Origin of the sequence: Campylobacter concisus (assembly GCF_003048405.1) — a bacterium.
GTDB lineage: Bacteria > Campylobacterota > Campylobacteria > Campylobacterales > Campylobacteraceae > Campylobacter_A > Campylobacter_A concisus_Q.
Genome location: NZ_PIQS01000004.1, coordinates 36,837 through 58,297, shown reverse-complemented (window position 1 = coordinate 58,297; position 21,461 = coordinate 36,837). Strand labels below are relative to the sequence as shown.

Genomic DNA, 21,461 nt, shown 5'->3' with positions numbered 1-21,461 from the left:
TTATTTATTTAAATCGTTCATAAGCGTTTCGCCGTATTTATCCACGTAGATAAAATCAAGTGTAAGCTGCTTAACGATCGGATTGTTTTGCATTCTGACGTCTAGATAAAATTTACCGTCCGTGATATTGGCCAGCGTATTTTTCTCGCTCCAAGATAGCTCGTATCCGAGCAATACTTTTGCCCCAACTAGACCGCGCAGCAGCTCACTAACACTTCTTTTGGCGTGATATAGCTGGTCTGCTTTTTTGTCTATCGCAAATAGCACCCCTTTTTGGCAAGCTTGCGAAATACGGTCAAACACTCTAACTCGCGCTAAATCCTTCCATATAGTATCTTGATCGCTAGTCTCTCCGCCCCACGCTCTAAAGCCGCTTTCTCTAATGACGGTCGAAATTTTTGCCGCCCTTAGCTCGTCCGCGGTGCAGGTTTCGCCTAGCTCGAAATCTACGTCTATTTCCGTGCCCGAAACTCCTATCATAACCCTATTTGAGTAGCTGTCACTATATCCAAACTCGCTCTGGCCGTCCGTATGAGCTATCATGCCGGCTATTCTCGCGCTTTGCCCCTCATAGACGTAAGCGTTGGTTTCATCATCCCAAACCTTGACGTTAGGATACGCCGCAACGAGCCTTCTAGTGCCGAAGTCTCCCATCTTTACTATCGCTGCGGCCGCGTCCTGGGCTTTTAGATCTACGATGCCGGTCGCTTTTAGCCTGGTAGCTACTTTTTCTATCTCGCCTTTTACGGCGTCTTCTTGGCTAAATCCAGGCGCTATGATTAGATTAGGGTTATATCCAAAGCGAGATTTTGCTTTGGTTAGCTCCGCTACGGCCTTTTTGCACTCGGTGATCTCGTCGTTTGTATCGCTATCGTCGTCTTTGGTGAATACGCTTAAAATTATTTGCGTATTTACAGCCTGATCTTCAATACCTTTTAAAGCCCTATAAATAGAGCCTTTTTTAAAAGCTTGGCTTGCATCCTTTTTTGCTTTGTATTTTGCTTCAAGAGCTTCAAGTGCCTTTGCTGTTGTCATATAAAAATGTAGACCATTTTCTAACACCTCTTCATACCCTGCTATACCAATAGGCGTAGTACTTTCTACCGCTATAGGTCTTGCCGCCTCAGCTGATACGGTTACGTTTACACCAAATTTTGCTGCCATTTTTATTCTCCTTTTTGATTTACTCTCTTAAATGGGTTGATTGCCCACACTGATTTTAAGATAGGCTTGTCGTCCGCCTCAAGATACTTTTCTGCGTTTATCTCATTCATACCTGCCACATCGAGCAATTTCCAACCTACATAGATACGACAATAAAAGCCACTTAAAATTCCTTTGTATCTGATAGTTTGGTAATATCCGAAACGCTCTTTGCCGTTTTTCATTTTGCAGATCACTAGACACCAGTCAGAGACTATGCCGCCGTTTGATGTGACTTTCGGATTGCCTTGCGTGATCACACTTGATGGCACGATGTCTTTTACTTTCACACCTAGAAATTTGACCGAAAAGACCCCAATACGATTTCTAAGCAACCAGCGCAAACGAGCGTAGTATGTCCTTTCTTTTCCTGGAAAGTGCTTGTTTCCCCAGCCATCATCTCCGTTGATGCCATAGTCTGGATCATCAAACCACGCCGCCCACTTTGGCAGGCGTTCATCCTCTTTTTTGCAAAAAGCCACTGCGATCGGCACTATGAAAAATGCCAAAATTTCAAACGGCAGTTCGATGATTATATTTTTTATGACTTGGCAAATTTGTTTTTTAGATATTCTCATTTTTTACCTTTCTCTTTTGGCTGCTCTAACTCTTTTGCATCTGTTTCATACTTTGGGCATTTTGGGCAGCCGTTCCACGGACAATCACCATTTTTATCAAGCTTGCTACTGCAAATATTGCAACGTTTAATTTTCTTTCTCATTGTCTTCACCTTTTAAAATTTCTTTTTGATTTAAAAGCTCTTTGTATTCAGCCCTTAACTCCTCTAAAACTGCGTTATTACCGATAAGCAAAGCATTACGGATAAGCTCTTCTGTCTCTTTTATTTGCGTTTCAAGCTCATTTAGCTCATTTTGCTTTTTATCCTCCGCGCTTAGCTCTTTTTGTTTGTATATGAGTTTGTTGTTTCCTACGTAGTTTGCGTTTGTGTTGATAGCCTCTTGCCACTGTTCATATGTGATTTTGATATTTGGCTCTGGAATCTCGTGAATGTCATCATCGTAAAAGCCTAAGATTTCATTTGTTTCTTTGTTGTAGTGTGCGTATTTCATTTTTACTCCTTTAATATCCGATTGCTAGATAGCTTATGTGCGTTGCAGTGTGCTCCCAATTATGTCTAAATGCAACGCCCGCTGCTGTCATCGTTCCACCTACTATTATCGCGCTTACGTTTCTATCAAGCCCTAGATGTGTTGCCACAACATTTAGGCACTTATTTGGGAATGCGATAGGAAAAAGCGTTGGCACTGTATTGTCTCCTTTTTCCACTAGAGCTAGTCCCCATTGTATTATCAGTCCGTTCGGTAACCTTGTATAGCCATTTTCGCTTTTTGAGCTAGAGAAAGCATCATCATCTTTTTTTAGGTAGATTTCATCCGTATTCACGCCTTTTATTTTTAGGATGCCGGCATTGACGCCAGCGTCTGTCTTAAAACCCTCATGCGTGAAATAGTGCCATACTGGTGAGCCGTCAGGTTTTGGGGTGCCAAGACCTATAGCTTGACCTTTGTTTTTAGCTGCTATCAAAAAGTGGCTATCGTTGTTGTTTGCGTAAAATATACCTTCGCTACCGATAGTTATATTTTTAGTAAAGGTATTTTCTTCATTAAGCTTTGCAAAGGCATCAGAGGTCAGTCCGCCTAGCTTTGCACTATCTACGGCTTGCGCTAATTTGTCAAGCTTTGTGTCAGCAAATGTGTCTATGCTCTCTTTTAAGAATTTCGTCCTATTTGCCAGTTGTTTTGCTTGTTTGTTACTGATGCCATCTATCCCACCTACTACCGGATCGGTTACTTCAAGCTGATAGATGCCTTCTTCCCACTTGTTTTCTTCTTTTAGATTAGCCATTGTATGCTCCATAGTTGAATTGATCGTTATATTTTATTTGCCCGTCATAGACCACACTGCTTGCTCTATGATCTATGCTTACGAGCACGCACCTTGCAGGAGCTGCACTCTTTGCAGCTTCGCTTATTTGTTTTGCTTTTTGCTTTGAAAGGGGGATGCTAGCTATGATGCTATACTCCGCCCAGTGCGTGTTGCTACCATAAAGCCTGCTTTTATCATGCCTTATGGATCCGTCATATTTTTGACTTAGATTGCCCTCGATGATGATTGCACCACTATCTACGCTTTGCACCGCTTTTTTCACAGCATAAAACGAACCGCTGTAAAAGTGAATTTTAAAGGCGTTTTTTATGAGCCATCTAGCATTCGTTTCATTGAGCCCGTCTATATCTACATCAAAGCTGGCTGCTAAAATCGGCAGCAAAGAGGCAGGACAAGAATCGGCAAGTGTATTGATTACTCCAATGTCAAGACCACCCAATCTAAGCCCGAATAGCTCATCAAGTAGCTTATCAAATTTGCTTTTGTGATTTGGTAGCAGGCTCATAGCTCGGCCTTTTTGTAGCTTAGATTAAAATTTAGCCTTATAAAGCTATCATTATTTACTTTTGTGTCGGTAGCGGGAACTTTTAAATTTACCCTATAAACGCCATCTTGATGAAGTAGCTTGTAGATATAGCTTAAATTTAGATCCTCGCCTAAGCTTAGGCTGCTCCTACTTGTCTTTATCGTTTTATCGATCTCATCTTGTAAAAACATATCCGTTAGTTCAAGCTGCGCACTAATTGTTATATCTTTGATAGTCGCGTTTTTGACGTTCACTGTATCGGTGAGCGGTCTAACCTTTTCGCCGCCTAGATGATCCTCTACGCTTTGACGCGTAGCCTCGCTCATATCAGAGGTTTTTAGATAGACATTCACGATACCGGGCCCGCCGTTTAGCACGCTTACTTCCTCAACCTTTGCATTTGCAGATAATGCTTGATAAATATATGCTTTTGCACTTCCAGCGGTTGAAAATCTCTCTAGCGAAAGCACAGCTCGCTCGCGCAACCTCTCATCACTTTCTTTGTCCGCTCCACCGGTGAAATTTGATGTTTGTTTGGCTTTGAGCACAAAAGGTAGCGGAGTTTGAATGAGTTCGCATTTGACCGTGCTTTCCTTAATAAACTCATCAAGAACTATTTTACCGGTGGCTTTTAGCTCGCCGCGTTTGATGACTACGCTATCTTTGAGGATGGCGATACCCCCTTTTTCGCTTCTAAATACGCTCTTTGCAGGCACGATGGTATCGCTATCTTTTACGATAGATAAAGTTAGTTCGATGTCGGCCATTGGCTTTTCGCCCTGAAGCCTTTCGATACCATAGATCGCTACCACGTTGTCAAGATCGCTGCCTGAGGCATAAGGTAAAAGCATACTTTTTACGCTCTCATTTATCCTAGCCCTTAGCAAAAGCTCACGATATGCAAGCGTTTCAAGAAGCGCGGAGAAACGATCGCTTTCAAGCAAAGAAATTTCGTCATCGTTTAGATAGCCTTTAAAGAGCTCTTTAATGCCCTTTAAAAGCTTGTTAAAATTTAGCTCTTCGATAACGGTTGGATATGGTAAATTTTCTAGCTTCATATTTCAATTCCTATCTCATTACCACTCGTTAAAACGATCTTAAAATTTAGCTTATGATCTTTTAGACCTACAAGACGAACTTCATCGATCTTTACTCTCTTTTCCCATTTCTCAACCGCCTCTATCACAAAACACGCCAGATCAGCACGAAATTCATCATCTACCTTGCGATCTATTAGCTCATAAATTCTGCTGCCATACTCAGGTAGCATCACCCTTGAGCCAAGCGGAGTTAGAAGTATGTCTTTGATAGAGTTTTCTATATCAATGAGATATTTCATCATTAATCCCTCGCAAGTCCGTTATTTGTATGATCTGTTAGGTTGCCACGCGCATCACTTACGCTACCACCAAAGTTTGCATTGCCACCTGCTGTGATTGAGCCAGTGATCCTTACATCTCCGTTTATTTCAAAGCTACCACTACCACCACCACTTCCTGCTGTATTTATCGCCCCTTGTATCAAAGTGTTGCCAAGTAGCTTTATGCTCGGGCTTTTTACGACGGTGTCGTTTGCCGTTACGGTTACGTTTCTGGCGTTCAAATTTGCGTTTTCGCAGGTTATATTTATCGATTTTGGACTTTTGATTTCAAGAGTCGATGCGGCCGTATCGTAGCTCATGCTTACGCCGTCTTCAAAGCTTACGTGTACCTTTTTATCTGTCGGCTCCTCTTTGTGCGCGCTTTGGTAGAGTCCGCGAAGTATAACGCCGCTATTTAGATCGCCTCTAACAGGCAAGACTAAAACCTGTTCGCCCGCTCTAATGGGCGAAAAGCTTACGGCAAAGGAGTTTGAGAAGCTTTGAAATACCGGCAAAAAATCGGTAACCATCGAGCCTACGGCTACTCTTGCCTTGTCGCCGCGAACCTCGCTAATCGTTGCGACTTCTATAAAATATTCCCTACTCATCGCCAATATGCTCACTAAATTTATTATTTTTAATAGGTCGCCTTCGTCTCACGTTTTGTTTTATCTCTTTTACGTCTTCGTGAATTTCGTTTAGTTTTTGGCGGTTCGCGCCGTTTTCGGTGCGTAGCGTTTCCACTAGCTCTCTGGTAGCGGTCGTGTTGTTATTTATAGCTTCGTTACTTCTTACGGAAATATCCACCAAAATTTCGGCGTTTTTGTTCGCGGTTTTATTTAGCAGCCAAAAGATCACTACAAATACTATAAAGCCGAAAATTACCATAAAGACTAAAAATTCATTCGCTCCCCAAGCTCCGGCGGAGTTTATAAGTCCCGTAGCCTCTTTGATCTCGTCGCTAAAATTTAGGCTATTTTCCATTTTATTCCTTTATTCCCAGGCATTGTTTCAGCTTTTTTTCGCAATTGCGGTAATAGATCATCTTTGCCTTATGCGTCTCAAATTTGCCGTCGTCTTTTGGTTTATCGGGCATCTTTGCATTGCATTTTACGGGCACGTATTTTTCTTGATAAACTATGTGCGGCTCGCTCGTTTGAGGTTTGGCTGCGCAGCCCGTAAATATCAAAGCAAACAGACAAAAAATCCAAATCCTAATCACGAAATAGCTCCTTATATGCAGCTAGTTCAGCCTCGCAGCTTTTATCTTTGACGTAGATTTTCTTTATTCTCTCGGCCTCTTTTGACGGAGTGTCGTCGATCTCTACCGCGGCGGCCTTTATAGCTTCGTTTTGCAAAGAAAGAGACACGTTGCAGGCGTTTAGGTTATTTTTGGCCGTAGCGTAGTCCTTAGTCAGTCGCTCGTTTTTCTCTTTTGCGCTTTCAAGGTCTTTAAGCAAGACGGAATTTTCGCCCTCTAGCCTTGATTTTTCGAGAAACAAATTTACGCAAGCAAAACCCAAAAGCGCAGCCAAGGCAAAACCTACAATAGAAAGTTTAGTTGTTGAAAAGCCCATCAAACACCCTTGTTTATGATTTCTACGGTTAGCGGCTTATTTTTGGCTCGCTCCATAAAGGCTTCAAGCGTCTTTTTGCTATCGTAAACCCCTCTTTCGTCCGCTTTCGCGCCTAGCAAAACGCAGCCTAGCGTATCTTTGGGGTAGTTTCCCGCGTGAATGAGTATACGGCGGTTTTTGCTTACCTTTTCGTTAAAAAGCGTCGCTAGAACCCGTCCAAAGCGCGGGCTATACTCCCACGCCGCCTCGTATACTCCTTGCGGCACGCGCAGATCTCGCCCTGGTGTTACACAGTCTTCGCCTGCGGGTTCAAGGGTGTAGCCTGAAAGTAGTGGCTTTTCGTCCGCTTCGCACAGTTCAAACTTTCCTATCGTACCGTCACTTATATTTTTAAAGCGCGTTATCGTTAGCTTCACAATAAGCCTCCTAGTACCTTTTTTGCTCTGTTTGGAGTTTGTTTCGCCCAAAGAGAATTCATGCCACTTTGATAGGCGGCTTCGTATTCGCCTGTTCTTATATGGTGCATCGTGGTTACGAATTTTTTCACCTTTGAAATGCCTAACTGATAGGCCATTTCTATCACTACTTCTTGGACGTTTTGCGGTTTTTCCTTTAACCAATCAAACGTCGCGAATACTGCGGCGGTTAGTTTTTCAAGCTTGAGCTCTAAAATTTTATCGGCCGTCTCTTTGCTCATGGGTTCGTATTTGCCGCCGTTTAGCGCTAGCTCGTCGGCCGTAAGCGCGGCAAGCAAAAAGCCGTAGCCCACGGTTGCTCTTCCCAGGCTATCCTCGTATCTATGATCTTTAAGACCTTCATTTTCTTTGATTTTTTCTATTAAGGTCATGGCATCCTCCAAACTTTTGCCGCAATATTACGCCATACCCGCCCCAAAATCTATCACAAATTTTTGTCAAAAAACTTTGTCAAAGTTCTGTAATAGATTCTCGGCGCGAAACATTTCATAATTGCGCCAAAAATACACCAAAGGCGGTAAATGCTGGAAGAATTTGAAAAAGAACTTATAAACACGATTAAAGAAGTGACCGAACCAAAAAGCTCGGTAATTAGAGCATATTTGGGCGAGTTTAATAACAAAGAAGAGATGGAGTTATTGATAAAAGGCGGCGAGAGCTTCGTATTCGTGGAGTTCGTGGATGAAAAATACGAAAACGTAGTAGAACGAAGCGTGACGTATAATATCCATATACTAGCCTGCACTTCAAACAAAAATCAAAACTACCGACAAGCCAATAAATTTAAAGCCTACTCTCTATGCGAGGCAATAGACAAAAAGCTAAGAAACTCGAATTTATGTAACGAGTTTAGGATAGAGCCCCAAAGCGCTAAGGCGTCGCTAAACGATATTACCGACTATGGCTACGTCTACGTGCTCACCAGGCAGATACGAACACAACTTTTAGAAAAGGACGAATTCTTATGCTCATAACGAAAGACTTAATCGCGCTAAAGGACGATAAAGAAGGAGTTTTAAGCGAAATTTGCCTGGCTGTAACTGGCATTTGGCAAGGACACGCTGGAGGAACATTTAGTATAGACGCCGCCGATATCGAAAAGATGAAACTAAATTTCGACAAACGCAGCCTAGACATAGTGATCGACTACGAGCACCAAACTTTAAGCGGGGAGATAGCGCCTGCCGCGGGCTGGATAAAAGAGCTTTTTATAAAAGACGGCGCGCTTTACGGGCGCGTAAGTTGGACGGCCAAAGCAAAAGAATTTATCAAAAACGGCGAATATAAATATCTTAGCCCGGTTTACGACTTTATGGGTGTAGACGAAAAAACCGGAGCTTGGCAGGGGTGCACGTTGCACTCGGCGGCACTAACTAATAAGCCGTTTCTTGACGAGCTGGGCGAAGTGAGAGCAAATAAAAATTTTACTAAGGAGACAAACATGGATGATACTAAAAATCCAAAAGGCGAGCCGCAGGCTCAGGTTGCTACGCAAAACGGCGCAAACTACGAGACCCAGATAGTCGAGCTTAAAAATCAGCTTGACGCCTCTAAACAAGAGGTTGCTACACTAAAAGAACAACTAGCTCAAAGCGCGGTAGACACAGCTATTATCGCAAATAAGCTGCAAGAAAGCCAAAAGCAGTGGGCACTCAGTTACGCAAAAGCCGATTTAAACGGCTTTAAAGAGTTTTTAAAAGGCGTTATACCGACGCAACAAAAAACGAGCGCGCCCGGTAACGATATGTTTGCCAACAAAAACCAATCGGACGTGGAAATAGACGTCGTTAAATTTGCATTAGGAGGAGAATAAAATGCCTAACGAACAAAAAAAGCCAAAGACTATCGGGGATGTGGTCGTAAGCAAGGTGCTCGGAGTTAACGCCAAGGTAGAGACTACAAAGGCTCTAAAATGCGGAGCCGTGCTATTTAGCATTAACGGCGGCGAGAGTTTTGCGGCCGTAACTAGCGACAACCAAACTACAACCATTGCAAACGCCCAAGCAGTATTCGGGGTGCTATGCGACAACGTAGAAACCACCAAAGAAGCAGACGTACTGGTTCTTGGCGAGGTAATACTGGAAAACGCTGCTGCGGAGCTAAAAACCGCACTATTCAAACAAAAAATTATAGTGAGATAAGGAGATAAAAATGGATGAACTTTTAAAAAAATTTACGGTCGAGGCGATGACTGAGATCATAAATCAGACTAAGGCCGATCAAAGTTTTATAACGGATACGTTTTTTAAAAAATGGACTCCGACGCTTTCCAATACCCATAACATTATCATCGAAAAAGGTGCAGGCATAATCCTTGAAAGCGTTAGCGAAAACGGAGAGCACTTGGTGACAAAAAACCCTGACCAAACTATCATCTCTGTACCGCTTCCTCGCTTCCCGCAGTACGATACTCTCCCGGCTAGCGAGATGAATTTACTAAGAACGCTCAATACCCAAAGCGAGCAGCTTAAATCATTGTCTGCTGCTATCGGCAAAAAACTAGCTAGCCAAAAGAGTAAGATCACCAACACCGTAGAATATATGGCCATAGGCGCTATTTTCGGTAAGGTAATGGACGGCAAAGGAAAGGTGCTGTTTGAGCTTAGTGCAAATAGAAAAGAGATAACTATCACGAATGCGACTAAGTTATTGGAATTATTGAGCGATATCGAAGCAGCTCAAAAAGAGGTATTAGGCGTTGCAAAGCCGTATATCGCGCTAGTAACTAGAGAGCTTTTTGGCGAGCTGCTTAAACTAGCCGAAGCCCAGGAGATTCTAAAGCTAAAATCCTGCGAAGTCATTGACAGTAACGGCGTTTTAACTCTTAAACTTTTTGGCAAGACCTTTATGCCTTACGATGCCTCGTATAAAAACACGAAGGGCAAAGATACGAGCTACATGAGCGGAAAAAAAGGCGTAGTAGTGCCTTTGATGGATGACATCTTTGAGGTAGTTTATACGAGAGCAAACCATACGTCTGCCATCGGAAAGGCTCCGACAAAATTTTTCGCTGCGGCTCCAGAGGTGCTTGACAAAGGTATGGGCTGGGGAATTGTTAGCGAAAGCAGACCGCTTCCGATCTGCAATAGGCTTGACGCAATCATCGAGCTAAAAATGTAGCAAATCGATTTAAAAGGGCTTCACGTCCTTTTAAATCAAAAACGACTAAAACTACGAGAAAAATATTTTAAACGTTTTAACGCGCTTTTAACGCTCGCTAAAGGCTAATAACGAATACGGTCAAAAGGTTTAAAATATTTGGAGACAAAATAATGGTTTTAACAAACGAGGATCTACTAAAAGAAGTTTCTACTAGAGAGCTACAAGAGCTCAGCGACTTTGAAGGAAGCGGCGCCGTTAATCAAGGCGTCATAGACGATAGCGTAAACGATGCCTTGGCTTATATCTCCTCTTTCATCAAACTTCCACAAAACCCTACGCCGCTGTTAAAAGACATCGGCGTAAATTTGACTATTATCGAGCTCAAAAAGCGCAACAACTTTCCCAAAGAGGCGCTGAATGAGCAGATAGAAAAGATGGATGCCCTACTTTTGAAGATGGCTAATAAGAAGCTTCCGAGCCAAATAGAAGACGATAGTGCACCCAGGCTCGGTATAAGAGCATTTAGGCACAGCGAGAAAAAAATGGACTTAAAGGATTTAAATGGCTGAGAAACCGAATATCAAAGAGCTAGCAAAAGAGCTATATTTAAAAGGCTTCAGCCTTGAGCGCATAGCTGAAATTTTAAACAAGACCGTAAAAACCATAAAAAATTACAAATCTCAAAACGGCGACTGGGACGAACTAAAAGCCGCAAGCTATCTAAACAAAAGTGGCGAAGATAAGCAAAACATCTATCAAAACTTTATCGAAGAGATGCGCCTGGCGGTCAAAGATATAAGAGAAAGTGAACTGCCCGCGGGTAAAAAGGCCGAGGCGCTTTCAAAGATAGGCGACAGCTTCGTTAAGATGACCAAAGTTGCAAGCTACGAAAATCCGGCGGCATACCGTCTAAGCATCGCCAAAAAGGTCATTATGCTGGTAGTCGATAAATTTAAAGACGACGAGAACAAAGAGTGTATCAAAAAACTCGTAGAACTCATCGAGAGCGAAAAATTCGTCAAAGCTATCGAAGAGCTTGACGTTTAGGGAGAATACATGCTTTTTTCAAGAGATGAGCTAGACAGCTTCCTGGAAGACAGCAGAGAAACGCACAAGCAAGCCGGCGCCGTAGAACCCGAGCTTAGCAAGCTCACGCGCAAAGACTTTTATGGCTGGCTGGAGGAGCTTAGCGGTGAGCTAAAAGAGCAGATACACCTAAATAGCCCTCTATCCCCCAAAGATAGGGCCGCAAGAGTAAAACGCGCCGAGCACGATTTTATGTTTTTTGCAAGGACTTATTTCCCACACTATTTTAGTATTAGCAGCTCTTGCGCGCTTCACGAAGATCTAGCGCAGATTTTTGAAGCTATGACGCAAAACGCAAGCGGAGACAAATACGCCCGTGCCGCGCCGCGCGGACATGCAAAGACCACGTACTGCTCGCAGCTTCTTCCGCTTTGGTGCATTTGTTTTGGCAAGAAGCGATTCATAGTCGAAATTTCAGATGCGGTGGAGCTCGTTGAGGGGTGTCTTGAAGCCATCAAAGCCGAACTTGAGGACAACGCAAATTTAAAAATGGACTTCCCGCACGTTTGCGGCGCAAGCAAAAATTGGAAGATAGGCGAGTTCGTATCCAAAAACGGAGTCAAGCTTAAGGCGTTTGGCTCTGGCAAAAGACTGCGCGGCGTAAAATTCGGCGTTTATCGCCCAGATCTTGTAATTCTAGATGACCTGGAAAACGATACCAATGTACGCAGCAAAGAGCAACGCGACAAGCTTGAGGAGTGGCTAGACGAAGCGGTTTTAAATTTAGGCAGCGTAGACGGAAGTCTGGATGTGCTTTATATTGGCACCGTACTTCACGCAGATAGCGTTTTAGCTAGGAAGCTCAAGCTTAAATTTTGGAATGCCAAAAAGTACCAAAGTATAGTAAATTTCCCAAAGCGTATGGATTTATGGGAGAGATGGAGCGAACTTTACAAAAATGTTTCAAAAGAGGCTAGCGAAACGTTTTATCTAAAAAACAAAACTCTTATGGACGAGGAGGCGCGGGTACTTTGGGAGGATGCACTACCGATTTTAAAACTCATGCAAAAGCGCGCCGAAAACTTGAAATCTTTTAACAAAGAGCAGCAAAACGATCCGCGTATCGAAACTCAAATTTTTACCAAAGAGAGTATGCATTTTTACCGCGAGCTTCCGAGGTGCGATTACTTCGTTATGTATATCGACCCCGCAGGCGAAAAGAAAAAGAGCGACTACACGGCTATAACAGTGTTAGGAGTAAGCAAGGTAGAAGCCAAGATATATGTAGCAGAAAGCATAGTAGAGGTCATGAAGACCAAAAAGACCATTAAAGAGATCATTAGGCTTAATCAGCTCTATAAATGCCGCGTTTGCGCGATAGAGAGCAACGGCGGGCAGGAGTTTTTTAGAGGCTGGATCAGAGAAAAGGCCTTCGAGATAGGCGTTAAACTACCTTTAAAAGGCGTGAATAATACCGCAAGCAAAGGGCAAAGAATAGAGGAGCTTGAAGTGCCTATAGAGGACGGCGAAATACTCTTCCATCAAAGCCAAAGCCTGCTTATCGAGCAGCTTACCGAGTATCCCGAAGCCAAGCACGACGACGCGCCCGACAGCTTGGCGGGCGCATACGACTTAACGAAACTAAAAAAGAAAGTAAAAAGGCGCAATAGATGAGTAAGAAAAAATCAAATTTCAAACGATTAAAATTAAACAACAAAAACGAAAGCCAATCTCAGACGATACCCATAAAGCGCAAAACGGCAGCTCCCATCCCCCAAAACGGTACTCTGATAGATTTGCTGATAAATACAGGAGTTTCTAGCGTAGGCAACGACGATATGGATATGATACTAGCCGATCTTACCGTTACGCAGTGCGACGTGAGTCGCAAGTCCGTGACCGAGAAAAAAGAGATCCAAATCGTTTGCGACGATGAAAAAATTAAGGACGAATTTAAAAAGATTTTTAATCCCGACGTCGTCAGCCAAATTTTAGAGACCTATCTTTACGGGCTAAACGTATTTGAAGTCAACTACAAAGAAAAAGAAGGGCTTGTATACCCAAGACTCGTGCAGCGTGATTTTAGGCAATTTAAATTTAACGACGCAGGCGAGTTCGTGTTTAATGCCGGCGGAAGCGAGCAGAGTATTCCGCCTTTAAAAGTTATATACGCATTAAACAGAGCGAATTTTAGAAAGGTATACGGAGACGGGCTGCTTAAAAAGCTGTATTTCCCCGTCAAGATGAAAAACGCCAGCTTAAAGTTTTGGTTTAGGTTTTTAGAAAAATTCGGATCGCCTTGGGCGATAGCAAAAACTAGCTACGAGCCCGACGAAATGGTTGCGGAAGTGCAAGCTATGCTTAGTGGCGATAGCGCGGTCATAGATACAGACGAGGAAATCACATTGGTGCAGCCTACATCAAACGTAGATTTTACGAGACTTCCCGCATACCTCGACAATCAAATCAGCAAGGCTATCTTGGGGGGCAAATTTAACCAGCGACGTAAAAGAAGGTAGCTATGCCGCGGCAAAGACGCATAATGAAATCAGAGAGGATTTGGCCGCAAACGATGCTAAAATTTTAATCTTCGTGATGAACAAGGCCATAAGCTTTTTTAAGGAGATCAACGGCTATAACGGCGAGCTTTACGCCAAACTATTCGATGAAGACGCTCCTAATACCGAGCGCGCTACAAGAGACAAGACACTATACGATATGGGCTTTGCTCCGACCAAAAAATATATAACCTCGACTTACAATATCGAGATCGACGAAAATGTCGGGGCGCAAGAGAAAAATTTAAAAGCTAACAAAGCGAATTTAGCAGCCTTAAAAGGCTCTTTAAAGGCTTTAGATAGATTTGATAAAGCCACGGACGAGATGGATGTAGAAGACGGCGAGATAGAAGCGGCTTTAAACAAACTAATCGCAAGCAGCGAGACTTACGAAGAGGCCTTCGATAAGCTTTATGAGCTTTATGATTTGCCATTTGAGAGGCTTGAATCACTAATGTTTAGAGCTGTAGCAAATGCCCAGATGCTAGGATATCTAGATGAATTTTAGTTTTTTCGAGGAGCCTACGGCGGTTTATGAATATTTAAAGAGCAAAAAGCCAGAAGCACACTTTGATTACGACGAGATCATGCACGACGCCCATAAAAAGGCTTTTACTGTCGCAAAGATGATGAATTTAGATCTTTTAAAGGATACGCAGGCTTCGCTCGCCAAAGCCTTTAAAGAGGGCGTTGGGTTTGACGAGTGGAAAAAGAGCGTAAAGCCTATGCTTGCAAAGAAAGGCTGGCTAGGAAATATCAAGGTAAAAGACCCAAAGACCGGCGAAGAAAAAGAAATTTACGTAGGCAATAGGCGGCTAAGGACTATATTTAATACCAACATGAGAACGGCCTACGCCAAGGCTAGGTATGAAAGCCAGATGCAAAGCCTAGGCGAATACTTCCGCTATACCGCCGTGCTAGACGGCAGGACCAGAGAAGCCCACAGGAAGCTTCACGGCAAGACCCTGCCCAAGACGGATAAATTTTGGGATACCAATTATCCGCCAAACGGTTGGGGGTGCCGCTGCAAGGTGCAGGTGCTTACAGAGGCCGAATGCGTAGCTAGGGGCATCGTGCCGCTTGCAGATGGCTCTTTTTTGCCACAAGCTGCAGAAAAAGATTTTAGATACAACCCAGGTAAAATCGATAAGACAGACGAAATTTTAAAAGATAAGCAAAATAAGACCTTGGGCGCCATTACTTCAACTCTTGCAAAGAAAAATTTAAAGCAGACATTAGAAAACTTCGAGCACGAAAGAGATATTTATGTTTGGCAAAAAAGCTTAGATGATATGGTAAATGCCGTAATTGGCGGTAAAATTATCAAAGATAAAATTTATCAGGTGGCTCAAGTAGGGGAGTTAAAGCAAAGTATCAAGAAAAATCTAAAAATCATCGACGTAGAGCCCAAAGCATCCAGTATAGCCGTTTATCAAAACACTATCTCGCACATCACGAGAGATAGCAAGCCGAAGGGAAAAGAGCCCAATATCGATGAAATAAAAGCCGTAGTAGGCGTATTTGACGAAGCTAAACGCGTATTTTACGATAAAAAGGACAATGTTTTACTATATTTTTATAATAGCCTACAAAACGATAACATGGTAAATTACGCCGTCATCCGCCTAGACTATACGCTTAAAAAATTTAAAACCGATAATTTTATAGCGACTATTACGAGGATACCCGTAGAAAATTATAAAGCTATTTTGAAAGATAAAAAAAGATATATAAAGATAAAGTAGATAAGGCCGGGCATCGAACCCAAGTCATATACAGCTTGCTTTTGCAACTGGAACCCTGCCAAATCTGGGCCATCTCTTATCTACTTTGTGTAATTATACCACATTTCAAGGGGACAAACGCAATGATAGAAGTTAAAGGCCTAGAAGAGCTGCAAACGAAGCTAAAATCTCTGCAAAATATCGACAAAAAAACCAAGCCGCTAATGCAAACGTTAGGCAATATCTTACAAAACGAAATAGAAGCTAGTTTTGAGAACGAGAGCAGTCCGTTCGGACAAAAATGGCAGGCCTTGAAACCTAGTACGATTAGGCAAAAACAAAAACTAGGAAAGTCATCTAATATTTTAAGATCGGACGGAAATTTGGCGGATAAATGGATAGTTAAAGCAGACAATAAAAAAGCCACGGTATCTAATAATACGAATAAAAACGGCTTTGCTTACGGGTTAGTTCATCAATTCGGCACCAATAAGGCGGGACAAAGTAAAAACGTAAGAATCGCGGCTCGCCCGTTCTTGCCGGTAGATAAAAGTGGACATTTGCCAAATAGGACGAAGCAGGCTATCGAAGATGCAACGATAGAATTTATGGTAGAGAAGTTGAAATAAAAAAACTAAGCTGTAGCTTAGTTTTTTGTCGATGAAGTTGCTGGTGTTTGTATAACATCAAGGATAGTTACTTCTGTTATTTTGTTATATTCCTTTACAGTTCTTATCCTTAATTTTATGCTATCCCCACGCTCAATAGCCATAGCTAGCCTTATGCGATCATCAGCACTTATTAGATTTGCACTTACTTGTCGTATAGTGCCATGCACGCTCATTTTGAATTTTCTATCACCTCCGAGAGTTTTTTCGTAACCTAGTATTACAAATTCATCAATAGTATCTTGAGTCGTCGTAGTGTCTATGATTTCTCTGAAATTATAATCCTGCTTGTTTGAATTTGTGATCACCTGTTCTTGGGCATTAAATTTGGCACTCTCATCGTCTTTTAAGATGCTAGCGGTAGTTATTTTTGGCGCATTAACAGCTTTTTGCATATCTTGATTTGACGCCAATCTTGCTATTATTTGGCGATTTTCTCTCTCAGCTTCTGTATTATTTATATCTCTAAGGTATGAAATATATGTTGCAAATGAAGCACCCAACAATATAGCAATTATTATTGCAACAAGAACTTGTTTTTTATCTTTGCTTTCCATGTTTTTCATTGCCTCTAACATATTTTTAACAAAATCACCAATCAAATCCAAGCTACCTCTTTCGAGTTTAAATTTGATTAATTGATTTTTGTCTATGTCTTTAATGTCAAAATCTTTCTCTAAAATAGAGACGATTTTATAAAAACTATCTTGATATGATAATACAATTTTTGCTATATCAGCATTGATATAGTTTATATCATAATCGCTAAATCTACCACCACTTAATTTTATAGTATGTGTTATATTACCAACATTTCTAATTTCTACATTTTCACCATTAAACAACATTTGTTCTAATTGCATTATATCATCGATAGTATTTATATCCACCAATATTCCTTTGATAGCCAAGGCTGAAGTCAATTTGTTATTTTACCAAAAATCACATTAAATCATCAACTTATGCTACTTCTTATGGCTATATTAAAACAAACTAGGCTCTCTTAACTCTTTGGTTATGGCACAAACGCTGTTATAGCTTAGGTTATGTTTTGCGGCGATCTCGCGAATGACGGCCGGGCTTGGTTTGCCTAGCTTAATACCTTCTTCGTATTCTTTGAGTATATCGTAATTCCTAAACGTACCTTTGTAGCTGGGTACGTAGATATTGGCTCCGCCGTATTCTTTGATGATGTCGGCCATGTTTTCGCTCTCTTTGACGCGGTTGTAAAACTCGGCGAATAGATCAAAGCTATTTATCATTTGTATTTGTCTTTCATTTGAATAAGGGCTTGCACGACGTCGGCAGCATCAGTCCTTGACAAAAATTTAAGATGCAAAGGCCTGATTTTAACTATCCTAAAAATGAACTCTCTTAGAGCCATACCCGTTTTTACGTTGGCTATCTCTTCCCAGATACCGGCAATAGTTTCAAGTTGTTTTTTAGTGGCGTATAGGCTTCCTTTAGCGGGCATTAGATCTTCGCCGGCTACAAAAGAATGATTAGACGTTTTGTGTGCTTTGGTTTTGCGGGTTGCTTTGGTTTTTCGCGCAGGTCTTTTAAAATTTGCGCCTTTATAGGGTTTATAACCCACGACTTCTAGCACGCTTCTAAGCTCTTCAACGCTTAGTTGCGTCAAGCTATCTTTGCCGAATTGCGCTTGTAAATACACCTTCCTGCACTCGTCGTCCACGAAATAGTTGTGCTTTAACGTTTGTATTATCTTGATATAGTACTTTTTAAGCTCGCTCGTATTCATTCTAAACCGCCAAATTTAAGGTATTTTCTCTCATAGTTGTAATAGTTGTATCGGTTGTAGTCTCTGATTTACAACTATATATCACGCTCTTGCCCATTTTACGGCTAAACCATAGCTTGCCGTCGAATTTATCGAGGCAATCCCTAGCCGTTCTATCGTCTTTTTCGTAATTCATAGCGTTTAGCAGCTCGGTCTTGTTTGCCTCGCCGCCGGCTAGTATCTTTTGCGCTAGAGTGGTAAAATTTAGCTCGTATTCACTCATTCTAGCTACTTCCACGTCAAGCTCGTTTAGTTCTAAATTTAGCGTTTTTACACAAAAACCGCTATCTTTTACTCCGGCTCTTTCTTTGGCTACTTCAAGTAAGAAATTTAACTCGTTTTCCTTGCTAGGGCGTTTTAATAGATGATACATAATGTCGAGAGAATTTCTTATATGGTTGCTGCCTTGATAGTTTTTACCGTCTTTGTTAGAGTGGTGCAGGATGATCACGGTAGCTCCCGCTTCGCGTAAATTCTTAAGCGCACCAAATAGTCTATTTATACGGTTATCATTGTTGATGTCTACGAAATCACGCAAACTATCTAGTATAAAAACGCAATCTTTATAAGCTTTACCTACGGCGTTTTCTTCTAGCTTTAGAACAAGTTCAAATCCGCAAAGCTCCAAAGTAGAGCGCTGGATATAATTCATATTCTCGTAGCTTTCTATAAGTAGCCTATCTACGCCGCGCTGTTTTAGTACGCCTACGGGGTTGTCGTAGTCTATAAAAAACACCCTTTGACCCTCTTTGCAAAGTTTTTTAGCTAGAGCAAAGGCCATATAGCTTTTGCCCGTGCCGCCGTCCGCGTAGATCAGTGTGATTAGCTGCTTTACTAAAAAGCCCTCTATCAAAAACTCGACCTTTTCGTTGAAACTATCCTTGGTTAGGCTAGAACTTTTTAAAAACTCGAAAATTTCGCTCATTATAATCCTTTTTTCCACAGCTCTTTTTCTAAAAATCCACGGCTTAAACCACTACACCTAGCTAGTTTTGACACGTTTAGCTTTCCGTTTTTAAAGCGGTAAAAACTAAGATCGTAGCTTAGGACATTATTAAGTCTAGCTTGATACAATGATCTCTTTTTTGCGTGTAGATTATTGAGGTGAATTTTTTGCTTAGTTGTCAAACCATCTTTCCTTAAAATTAAACCTTTTAAAGAGCGTTAAAGTGGTTTAGAACGCTCTTTAAAGGGCTTAAAGCCCTTTAACGCGAATTCTTAGCTTCGCTCGTCTTACGAATCTAGGCAAAAGCCTATTTTTGTCGTCTTTTAACCTTTTAAAGTCGCACCAATAAATTTGAAAATCGCTCTTTATCTCGTTCATTTTCCTACCTCCAAGCTCTCTATTTTAGGCACTATCCTAAAATTATCTTTTACCACCCTTTTAAGACCGAGCTTTACCAAATCCTCGTCTTTTAGCTCTGCAAGCGCTTCTTTGTTAGGCTTTTCCTCGTATATAATGCACTCTTTACCTAGCCCAAACGCCTTTATGGAGTTTAGCAAACTCTCAAGCTTGGCTTTTACGCTAGGTACTCTTACGCTTTTGCTTATGCGGTAGCCGATCTCGCCAAAAGTAAATTCTTTTGAGCGTTTTTCGGCAAACTGGGCCTTATTATCCTCGCAAAAAAGCGTTATTTGCTGCTCTATGTAGCTTTTTTCGCTTTCTAGCCTTTCGACTTCGCTTTTTCTAGCTTCTTTTATGCGGTTGCACTCAAGCGTTACTTCTCCGTTTATCTTCTCTATCCCTACGCTTACCTCACAAAGCCTTTTTAAGGCAACATCAACATCGCTAAAACTATTTATTTGCATCTTTTACTCCTCATTAAAAATTTTTATTAGCCCTATTACTCAAACAAACTAAATTTAAGCTCGCTTAGGCCGTATTCTTTGGCCCACGCCGTCTCTTGTGCCACACCATCGCTTTTATCGTTCCACTTGCATGGATAGCGATAGTAGTAGCTACACACTCTAAGCAGTTCTTCACAGTTTTTCATTACTCTTTCACGCTCAAGCTCGCTATATACATCCATCCACGCAAGCACGGGTGAGATAGGCTCGTAGCCGTTTTGCCTAACGATAGCGCAAGCCTGCTGCGCTATTTGCTTTGCATAATAGTTTCTGTCTTTATCTTTGCACTCGATGCTAGCATAAGGCGTAGAAACAAAGACGAGTCTTGCTGTTTTCATCTGTTCTCCTTTCTTAAAATTTAACTTTATAGGAAGCTCCGTAGAGCTCCCGAAAAACCAAATTTAAGCTGCCGTATCGATTACTTTACCGTCGGCGGTTCTTATGATATATTTACCTACTAACTTAAACATGCTCTTTGAGTAGTCTGCTTTTTGACCCTTTATCATGTTTCCGCGCCTTATGCCCCATAGTTCACCTTTAGCACTTACTCTCATTTCAAATCCTTTTTCTTCAAATTCTCTTACCAGTCTAACTAGCCCAGCCGCCTGAGTTCGTTCCGCCGCGCGATTTTCAAGATAATCCATCGTTACGTTCATCATTTTTTACTCCTTACAACTATTACAACCGTTACAACTATAAAAGCAGCATCTTCGTAGCCTCTTTGACTACGTCTTCATTTATAGGGGTCTTTGCGTATTCGCTTAGCATCTTCGCCCTTCTTAGCAGCTTTTCGGTCTTTCTAAAATTTCCTTTAGCTAGCGTTTCTATTAGATCGATGCATGGTTTTTGCGTTACGCCGAAGTTTTTACAAACAGCTTCTAGATCGTCTCTTATCTTTTTCTTGTCTTCGTCTACGTAGGAAAGTCCGCCTAGTATCCATTTATTTCCGACTCTCGAGCTTAGCTGTTCTAGCTCGTTTCCGCTCTTTGAAGCGGTTAAATTTATTAGTAGCTTGTTCGTACCCACAAGCACCAGAGTAGCGCGGCTAAAATCGTGCATCCTGCGCAAGCTTTCAAGCGCGCGGTAAGGCAAATGCTCGGCCTCGTCTATGATTATGGTCTTGCTGACTTTCTTTAGGACTTCGCCGCTTTGACGCACCAGATCATCGATACTGCCTTTATCGTTTATTCCAAGCTCATGAGCTAAAATTTTAAATAGGCTCTTTGCCGAAGTATTGATCGTAGCTTCTATCAAGATGCTATCAGGATGAGTTTTTACGTATTCTTTTATAGCTCTTGTTTTACCGCTTCCTGCTACTCCCGAGATCATCGCCATATCTCTATCTCTGACCGCCCAATTGATGACCGCATGTATGCTTTTGGCGTCTTTTGTCCTTATAAAAGGCAGCTCGTCTTGAATTACATCCACTTTTTTGATAAAATTGTTGATGTAATTTTTTGCTGGCTCTTCTACCTTGTCTGCATACTTGTAGTTAGAGCCTTTCTTCAAATATCCTGAAATATACGCGGGGTTGATCCCCAAAGCCGCAGCAAATCTATTCTGACTCATGCCGTCTTTTTCGTTGGCTTTTATAAATTCGCTTATTTTGTTTGCTAATTCCATAATTAGCTCCTTTCTTTAAAATTTAAAATCTTTTAAATACGTTTAAAGCGCTGTTAAAACGCAT

35 protein-coding genes are annotated in these 21,461 nt (G+C 41.7%); 11 read left to right on the top strand and 24 right to left on the bottom strand.

What is annotated here, in order from left to right; all coding sequences use genetic code 11:
* From CVT18_RS08060 to CVT18_RS08000, 14 genes are read right to left on the bottom strand one after another with little or no spacing between them, the layout of a single operon-like run.
* Entirely contained in the window at window positions 1-1,164 is a 1,164-nt protein-coding gene (locus CVT18_RS08060; protein WP_107824428.1) for a phage tail sheath family protein, read from the bottom strand.
* 2 nt (window positions 1,165-1,166) lie between these two features.
* The gene (locus tag CVT18_RS08055) at window positions 1,167-1,781 is read right to left on the bottom strand and encodes a hypothetical protein (protein ID WP_107824427.1); all 615 of its coding nucleotides are present in this window, start codon (window positions 1,779-1,781) and stop codon (window positions 1,167-1,169) included.
* Window positions 1,778-1,924, bottom strand: coding sequence for a hypothetical protein (locus tag CVT18_RS10315; RefSeq protein ID WP_199907367.1), 147 nt, complete (start codon window positions 1,922-1,924; stop codon window positions 1,778-1,780). Before CVT18_RS10315 ends, CVT18_RS08055 begins: the two co-directional genes overlap by 4 nt.
* Window positions 1,908-2,273 carry a hypothetical protein gene (locus tag CVT18_RS08050; protein ID WP_107824426.1) on the bottom strand — a complete coding sequence of 122 codons (366 nt, stop codon included), beginning with the start codon at window positions 2,271-2,273 and terminating at the stop codon, window positions 1,908-1,910. The genes CVT18_RS10315 and CVT18_RS08050 overlap by 17 nt, the downstream gene beginning before the upstream one ends.
* Before the next feature lie 10 nt (window positions 2,274-2,283).
* On the bottom strand, window positions 2,284-3,069 hold the full coding sequence (locus CVT18_RS08045; RefSeq protein ID WP_107824425.1) for a gp53-like domain-containing protein: 786 nt from the start codon (window positions 3,067-3,069) through the stop codon (window positions 2,284-2,286).
* Complete coding sequence (locus CVT18_RS08040; protein ID WP_107824424.1) at window positions 3,062-3,616, bottom strand: phage tail protein; 555 nt, start codon at window positions 3,614-3,616, stop codon at window positions 3,062-3,064. Before CVT18_RS08040 ends, CVT18_RS08045 begins: the two co-directional genes overlap by 8 nt.
* On the bottom strand, window positions 3,613-4,695 hold the full coding sequence (locus CVT18_RS08035; protein ID WP_107824423.1) for a baseplate J/gp47 family protein: 1,083 nt from the start codon (window positions 4,693-4,695) through the stop codon (window positions 3,613-3,615). Before CVT18_RS08035 ends, CVT18_RS08040 begins: the two co-directional genes overlap by 4 nt.
* On the bottom strand, window positions 4,692-4,976 hold the full coding sequence (locus CVT18_RS08030) for a GPW/gp25 family protein (RefSeq protein WP_087586299.1): 285 nt from the start codon (window positions 4,974-4,976) through the stop codon (window positions 4,692-4,694). Before CVT18_RS08030 ends, CVT18_RS08035 begins: the two co-directional genes overlap by 4 nt.
* A gap of 2 nt (window positions 4,977-4,978) precedes the next feature.
* Window positions 4,979-5,605, bottom strand: coding sequence for a phage baseplate assembly protein V (locus CVT18_RS08025; RefSeq protein WP_107824448.1), 627 nt, complete (start codon window positions 5,603-5,605; stop codon window positions 4,979-4,981).
* Window positions 5,598-5,981: a hypothetical protein gene (locus CVT18_RS08020; RefSeq protein WP_107824422.1), complete on the bottom strand. Its 384-nt coding sequence runs from the start codon at window positions 5,979-5,981 to the stop codon at window positions 5,598-5,600. Before CVT18_RS08020 ends, CVT18_RS08025 begins: the two co-directional genes overlap by 8 nt.
* Window position 5,982: 1 nt before the next feature.
* Window positions 5,983-6,219 (bottom strand): hypothetical protein, encoded by a 237-nt coding sequence (locus tag CVT18_RS08015; RefSeq protein WP_107824421.1) that lies wholly within the window; start codon window positions 6,217-6,219, stop codon window positions 5,983-5,985.
* A complete protein-coding gene (locus tag CVT18_RS08010) occupies window positions 6,212-6,574 on the bottom strand; it encodes a hypothetical protein (protein ID WP_021083911.1) in 363 nt (120 codons plus the stop codon). The genes CVT18_RS08015 and CVT18_RS08010 overlap by 8 nt, the downstream gene beginning before the upstream one ends.
* Window positions 6,574-6,990: a DUF5675 family protein gene (locus CVT18_RS08005; protein ID WP_107824420.1), complete on the bottom strand. Its 417-nt coding sequence runs from the start codon at window positions 6,988-6,990 to the stop codon at window positions 6,574-6,576. Before CVT18_RS08005 ends, CVT18_RS08010 begins: the two co-directional genes overlap by 1 nt.
* Window positions 6,987-7,421 (bottom strand): glycoside hydrolase family protein, encoded by a 435-nt coding sequence (locus CVT18_RS08000; protein ID WP_107824419.1) that lies wholly within the window; start codon window positions 7,419-7,421, stop codon window positions 6,987-6,989. Before CVT18_RS08000 ends, CVT18_RS08005 begins: the two co-directional genes overlap by 4 nt.
* Before the next feature lie 150 nt (window positions 7,422-7,571).
* Here CVT18_RS08000 and CVT18_RS07995 point away from each other — a divergent pair, with 150 nt between their 5' ends.
* The 11 genes from CVT18_RS07995 (at window position 7,572) to CVT18_RS07950 (ending at window position 16,089) form a co-directional block, all read left to right on the top strand.
* Window positions 7,572-8,024 carry a hypothetical protein gene (locus tag CVT18_RS07995; protein WP_107824418.1) on the top strand — a complete coding sequence of 151 codons (453 nt, stop codon included), beginning with the start codon at window positions 7,572-7,574 and terminating at the stop codon, window positions 8,022-8,024.
* Window positions 8,015-8,863: a phage protease gene (locus tag CVT18_RS07990; RefSeq protein ID WP_107824417.1), complete on the top strand. Its 849-nt coding sequence runs from the start codon at window positions 8,015-8,017 to the stop codon at window positions 8,861-8,863. Before CVT18_RS07995 ends, CVT18_RS07990 begins: the two co-directional genes overlap by 10 nt.
* A gap of 1 nt (window position 8,864) precedes the next feature.
* Window positions 8,865-9,191, top strand: coding sequence for a hypothetical protein (locus CVT18_RS07985; RefSeq protein ID WP_107824416.1), 327 nt, complete (start codon window positions 8,865-8,867; stop codon window positions 9,189-9,191).
* A 10-nt stretch (window positions 9,192-9,201) separates the two neighbouring features.
* On the top strand, window positions 9,202-10,170 hold the full coding sequence (locus CVT18_RS07980) for a major capsid protein (protein ID WP_107824415.1): 969 nt from the start codon (window positions 9,202-9,204) through the stop codon (window positions 10,168-10,170).
* Between the two features lie 152 nt (window positions 10,171-10,322).
* Complete coding sequence (locus CVT18_RS07975) at window positions 10,323-10,721, top strand: phage protein Gp36 family protein (protein ID WP_107824414.1); 399 nt, start codon at window positions 10,323-10,325, stop codon at window positions 10,719-10,721.
* Window positions 10,714-11,199 (top strand): DUF1804 family protein, encoded by a 486-nt coding sequence (locus tag CVT18_RS07970; protein WP_021088424.1) that lies wholly within the window; start codon window positions 10,714-10,716, stop codon window positions 11,197-11,199. The genes CVT18_RS07975 and CVT18_RS07970 overlap by 8 nt, the downstream gene beginning before the upstream one ends.
* A 9-nt stretch (window positions 11,200-11,208) precedes the next feature.
* A complete protein-coding gene (gene terL, locus CVT18_RS07965) occupies window positions 11,209-12,852 on the top strand; it encodes a phage terminase large subunit (RefSeq protein ID WP_107824413.1) in 1,644 nt (547 codons plus the stop codon).
* Window positions 12,849-13,697, top strand: coding sequence for a DUF935 family protein (locus tag CVT18_RS10540; RefSeq protein WP_234410314.1), 849 nt, complete (start codon window positions 12,849-12,851; stop codon window positions 13,695-13,697). The genes terL and CVT18_RS10540 overlap by 4 nt, the downstream gene beginning before the upstream one ends.
* Window positions 13,609-14,244 carry a DUF935 family protein gene (locus CVT18_RS10535; RefSeq protein WP_320205070.1) on the top strand — a complete coding sequence of 212 codons (636 nt, stop codon included), beginning with the start codon at window positions 13,609-13,611 and terminating at the stop codon, window positions 14,242-14,244. Before CVT18_RS10540 ends, CVT18_RS10535 begins: the two co-directional genes overlap by 89 nt.
* Window positions 14,234-15,481, top strand: coding sequence for a phage minor head protein (locus CVT18_RS07955; protein WP_107824412.1), 1,248 nt, complete (start codon window positions 14,234-14,236; stop codon window positions 15,479-15,481). Before CVT18_RS10535 ends, CVT18_RS07955 begins: the two co-directional genes overlap by 11 nt.
* Window positions 15,482-15,603: 122 nt before the next feature.
* Window positions 15,604-16,089 (top strand): phage virion morphogenesis protein, encoded by a 486-nt coding sequence (locus tag CVT18_RS07950; RefSeq protein ID WP_107824411.1) that lies wholly within the window; start codon window positions 15,604-15,606, stop codon window positions 16,087-16,089.
* 17 nt (window positions 16,090-16,106) lie between these two features.
* Here the strand turns inward: CVT18_RS07950 and CVT18_RS07945 are convergent, their stop codons facing one another.
* From CVT18_RS07945 to CVT18_RS07905, 10 genes are all read right to left on the bottom strand, one after another.
* Complete coding sequence (locus CVT18_RS07945) at window positions 16,107-17,018, bottom strand: hypothetical protein (protein WP_103559470.1); 912 nt, start codon at window positions 17,016-17,018, stop codon at window positions 16,107-16,109.
* Between the two features lie 93 nt (window positions 17,019-17,111).
* A complete protein-coding gene (locus CVT18_RS07940; protein WP_103559471.1) occupies window positions 17,112-17,390 on the bottom strand; it encodes a hypothetical protein in 279 nt (92 codons plus the stop codon).
* Window positions 17,387-17,887 (bottom strand): phage protein GemA/Gp16 family protein, encoded by a 501-nt coding sequence (locus tag CVT18_RS07935; protein ID WP_107824410.1) that lies wholly within the window; start codon window positions 17,885-17,887, stop codon window positions 17,387-17,389. The genes CVT18_RS07940 and CVT18_RS07935 overlap by 4 nt, the downstream gene beginning before the upstream one ends.
* Before the next feature lies 1 nt (window position 17,888).
* Window positions 17,889-18,851, bottom strand: coding sequence for an AAA family ATPase (locus CVT18_RS07930; RefSeq protein ID WP_103624400.1), 963 nt, complete (start codon window positions 18,849-18,851; stop codon window positions 17,889-17,891).
* On the bottom strand, window positions 18,851-19,000 hold the full coding sequence (locus CVT18_RS07925; RefSeq protein WP_021084047.1) for a hypothetical protein: 150 nt from the start codon (window positions 18,998-19,000) through the stop codon (window positions 18,851-18,853). The genes CVT18_RS07930 and CVT18_RS07925 overlap by 1 nt, the downstream gene beginning before the upstream one ends.
* Window positions 19,001-19,121: 121 nt before the next feature.
* The gene (locus CVT18_RS10670; protein WP_265094536.1) at window positions 19,122-19,250 is read right to left on the bottom strand and encodes a hypothetical protein; all 129 of its coding nucleotides are present in this window, start codon (window positions 19,248-19,250) and stop codon (window positions 19,122-19,124) included.
* Window positions 19,247-19,735, bottom strand: coding sequence for a host-nuclease inhibitor Gam family protein (locus CVT18_RS07920; RefSeq protein WP_107824409.1), 489 nt, complete (start codon window positions 19,733-19,735; stop codon window positions 19,247-19,249). Before CVT18_RS07920 ends, CVT18_RS10670 begins: the two co-directional genes overlap by 4 nt.
* Before the next feature lie 35 nt (window positions 19,736-19,770).
* A complete protein-coding gene (locus CVT18_RS07915) occupies window positions 19,771-20,112 on the bottom strand; it encodes a hypothetical protein (protein ID WP_107824408.1) in 342 nt (113 codons plus the stop codon).
* Between the two features lie 63 nt (window positions 20,113-20,175).
* Complete coding sequence (locus CVT18_RS07910; RefSeq protein ID WP_107824407.1) at window positions 20,176-20,433, bottom strand: hypothetical protein; 258 nt, start codon at window positions 20,431-20,433, stop codon at window positions 20,176-20,178.
* Window positions 20,434-20,467: 34 nt separating this feature from the next.
* On the bottom strand, window positions 20,468-21,397 hold the full coding sequence (locus tag CVT18_RS07905) for an AAA family ATPase (RefSeq protein WP_103624404.1): 930 nt from the start codon (window positions 21,395-21,397) through the stop codon (window positions 20,468-20,470).
* Window positions 21,398-21,461: the final 64 nt, after the last annotated feature.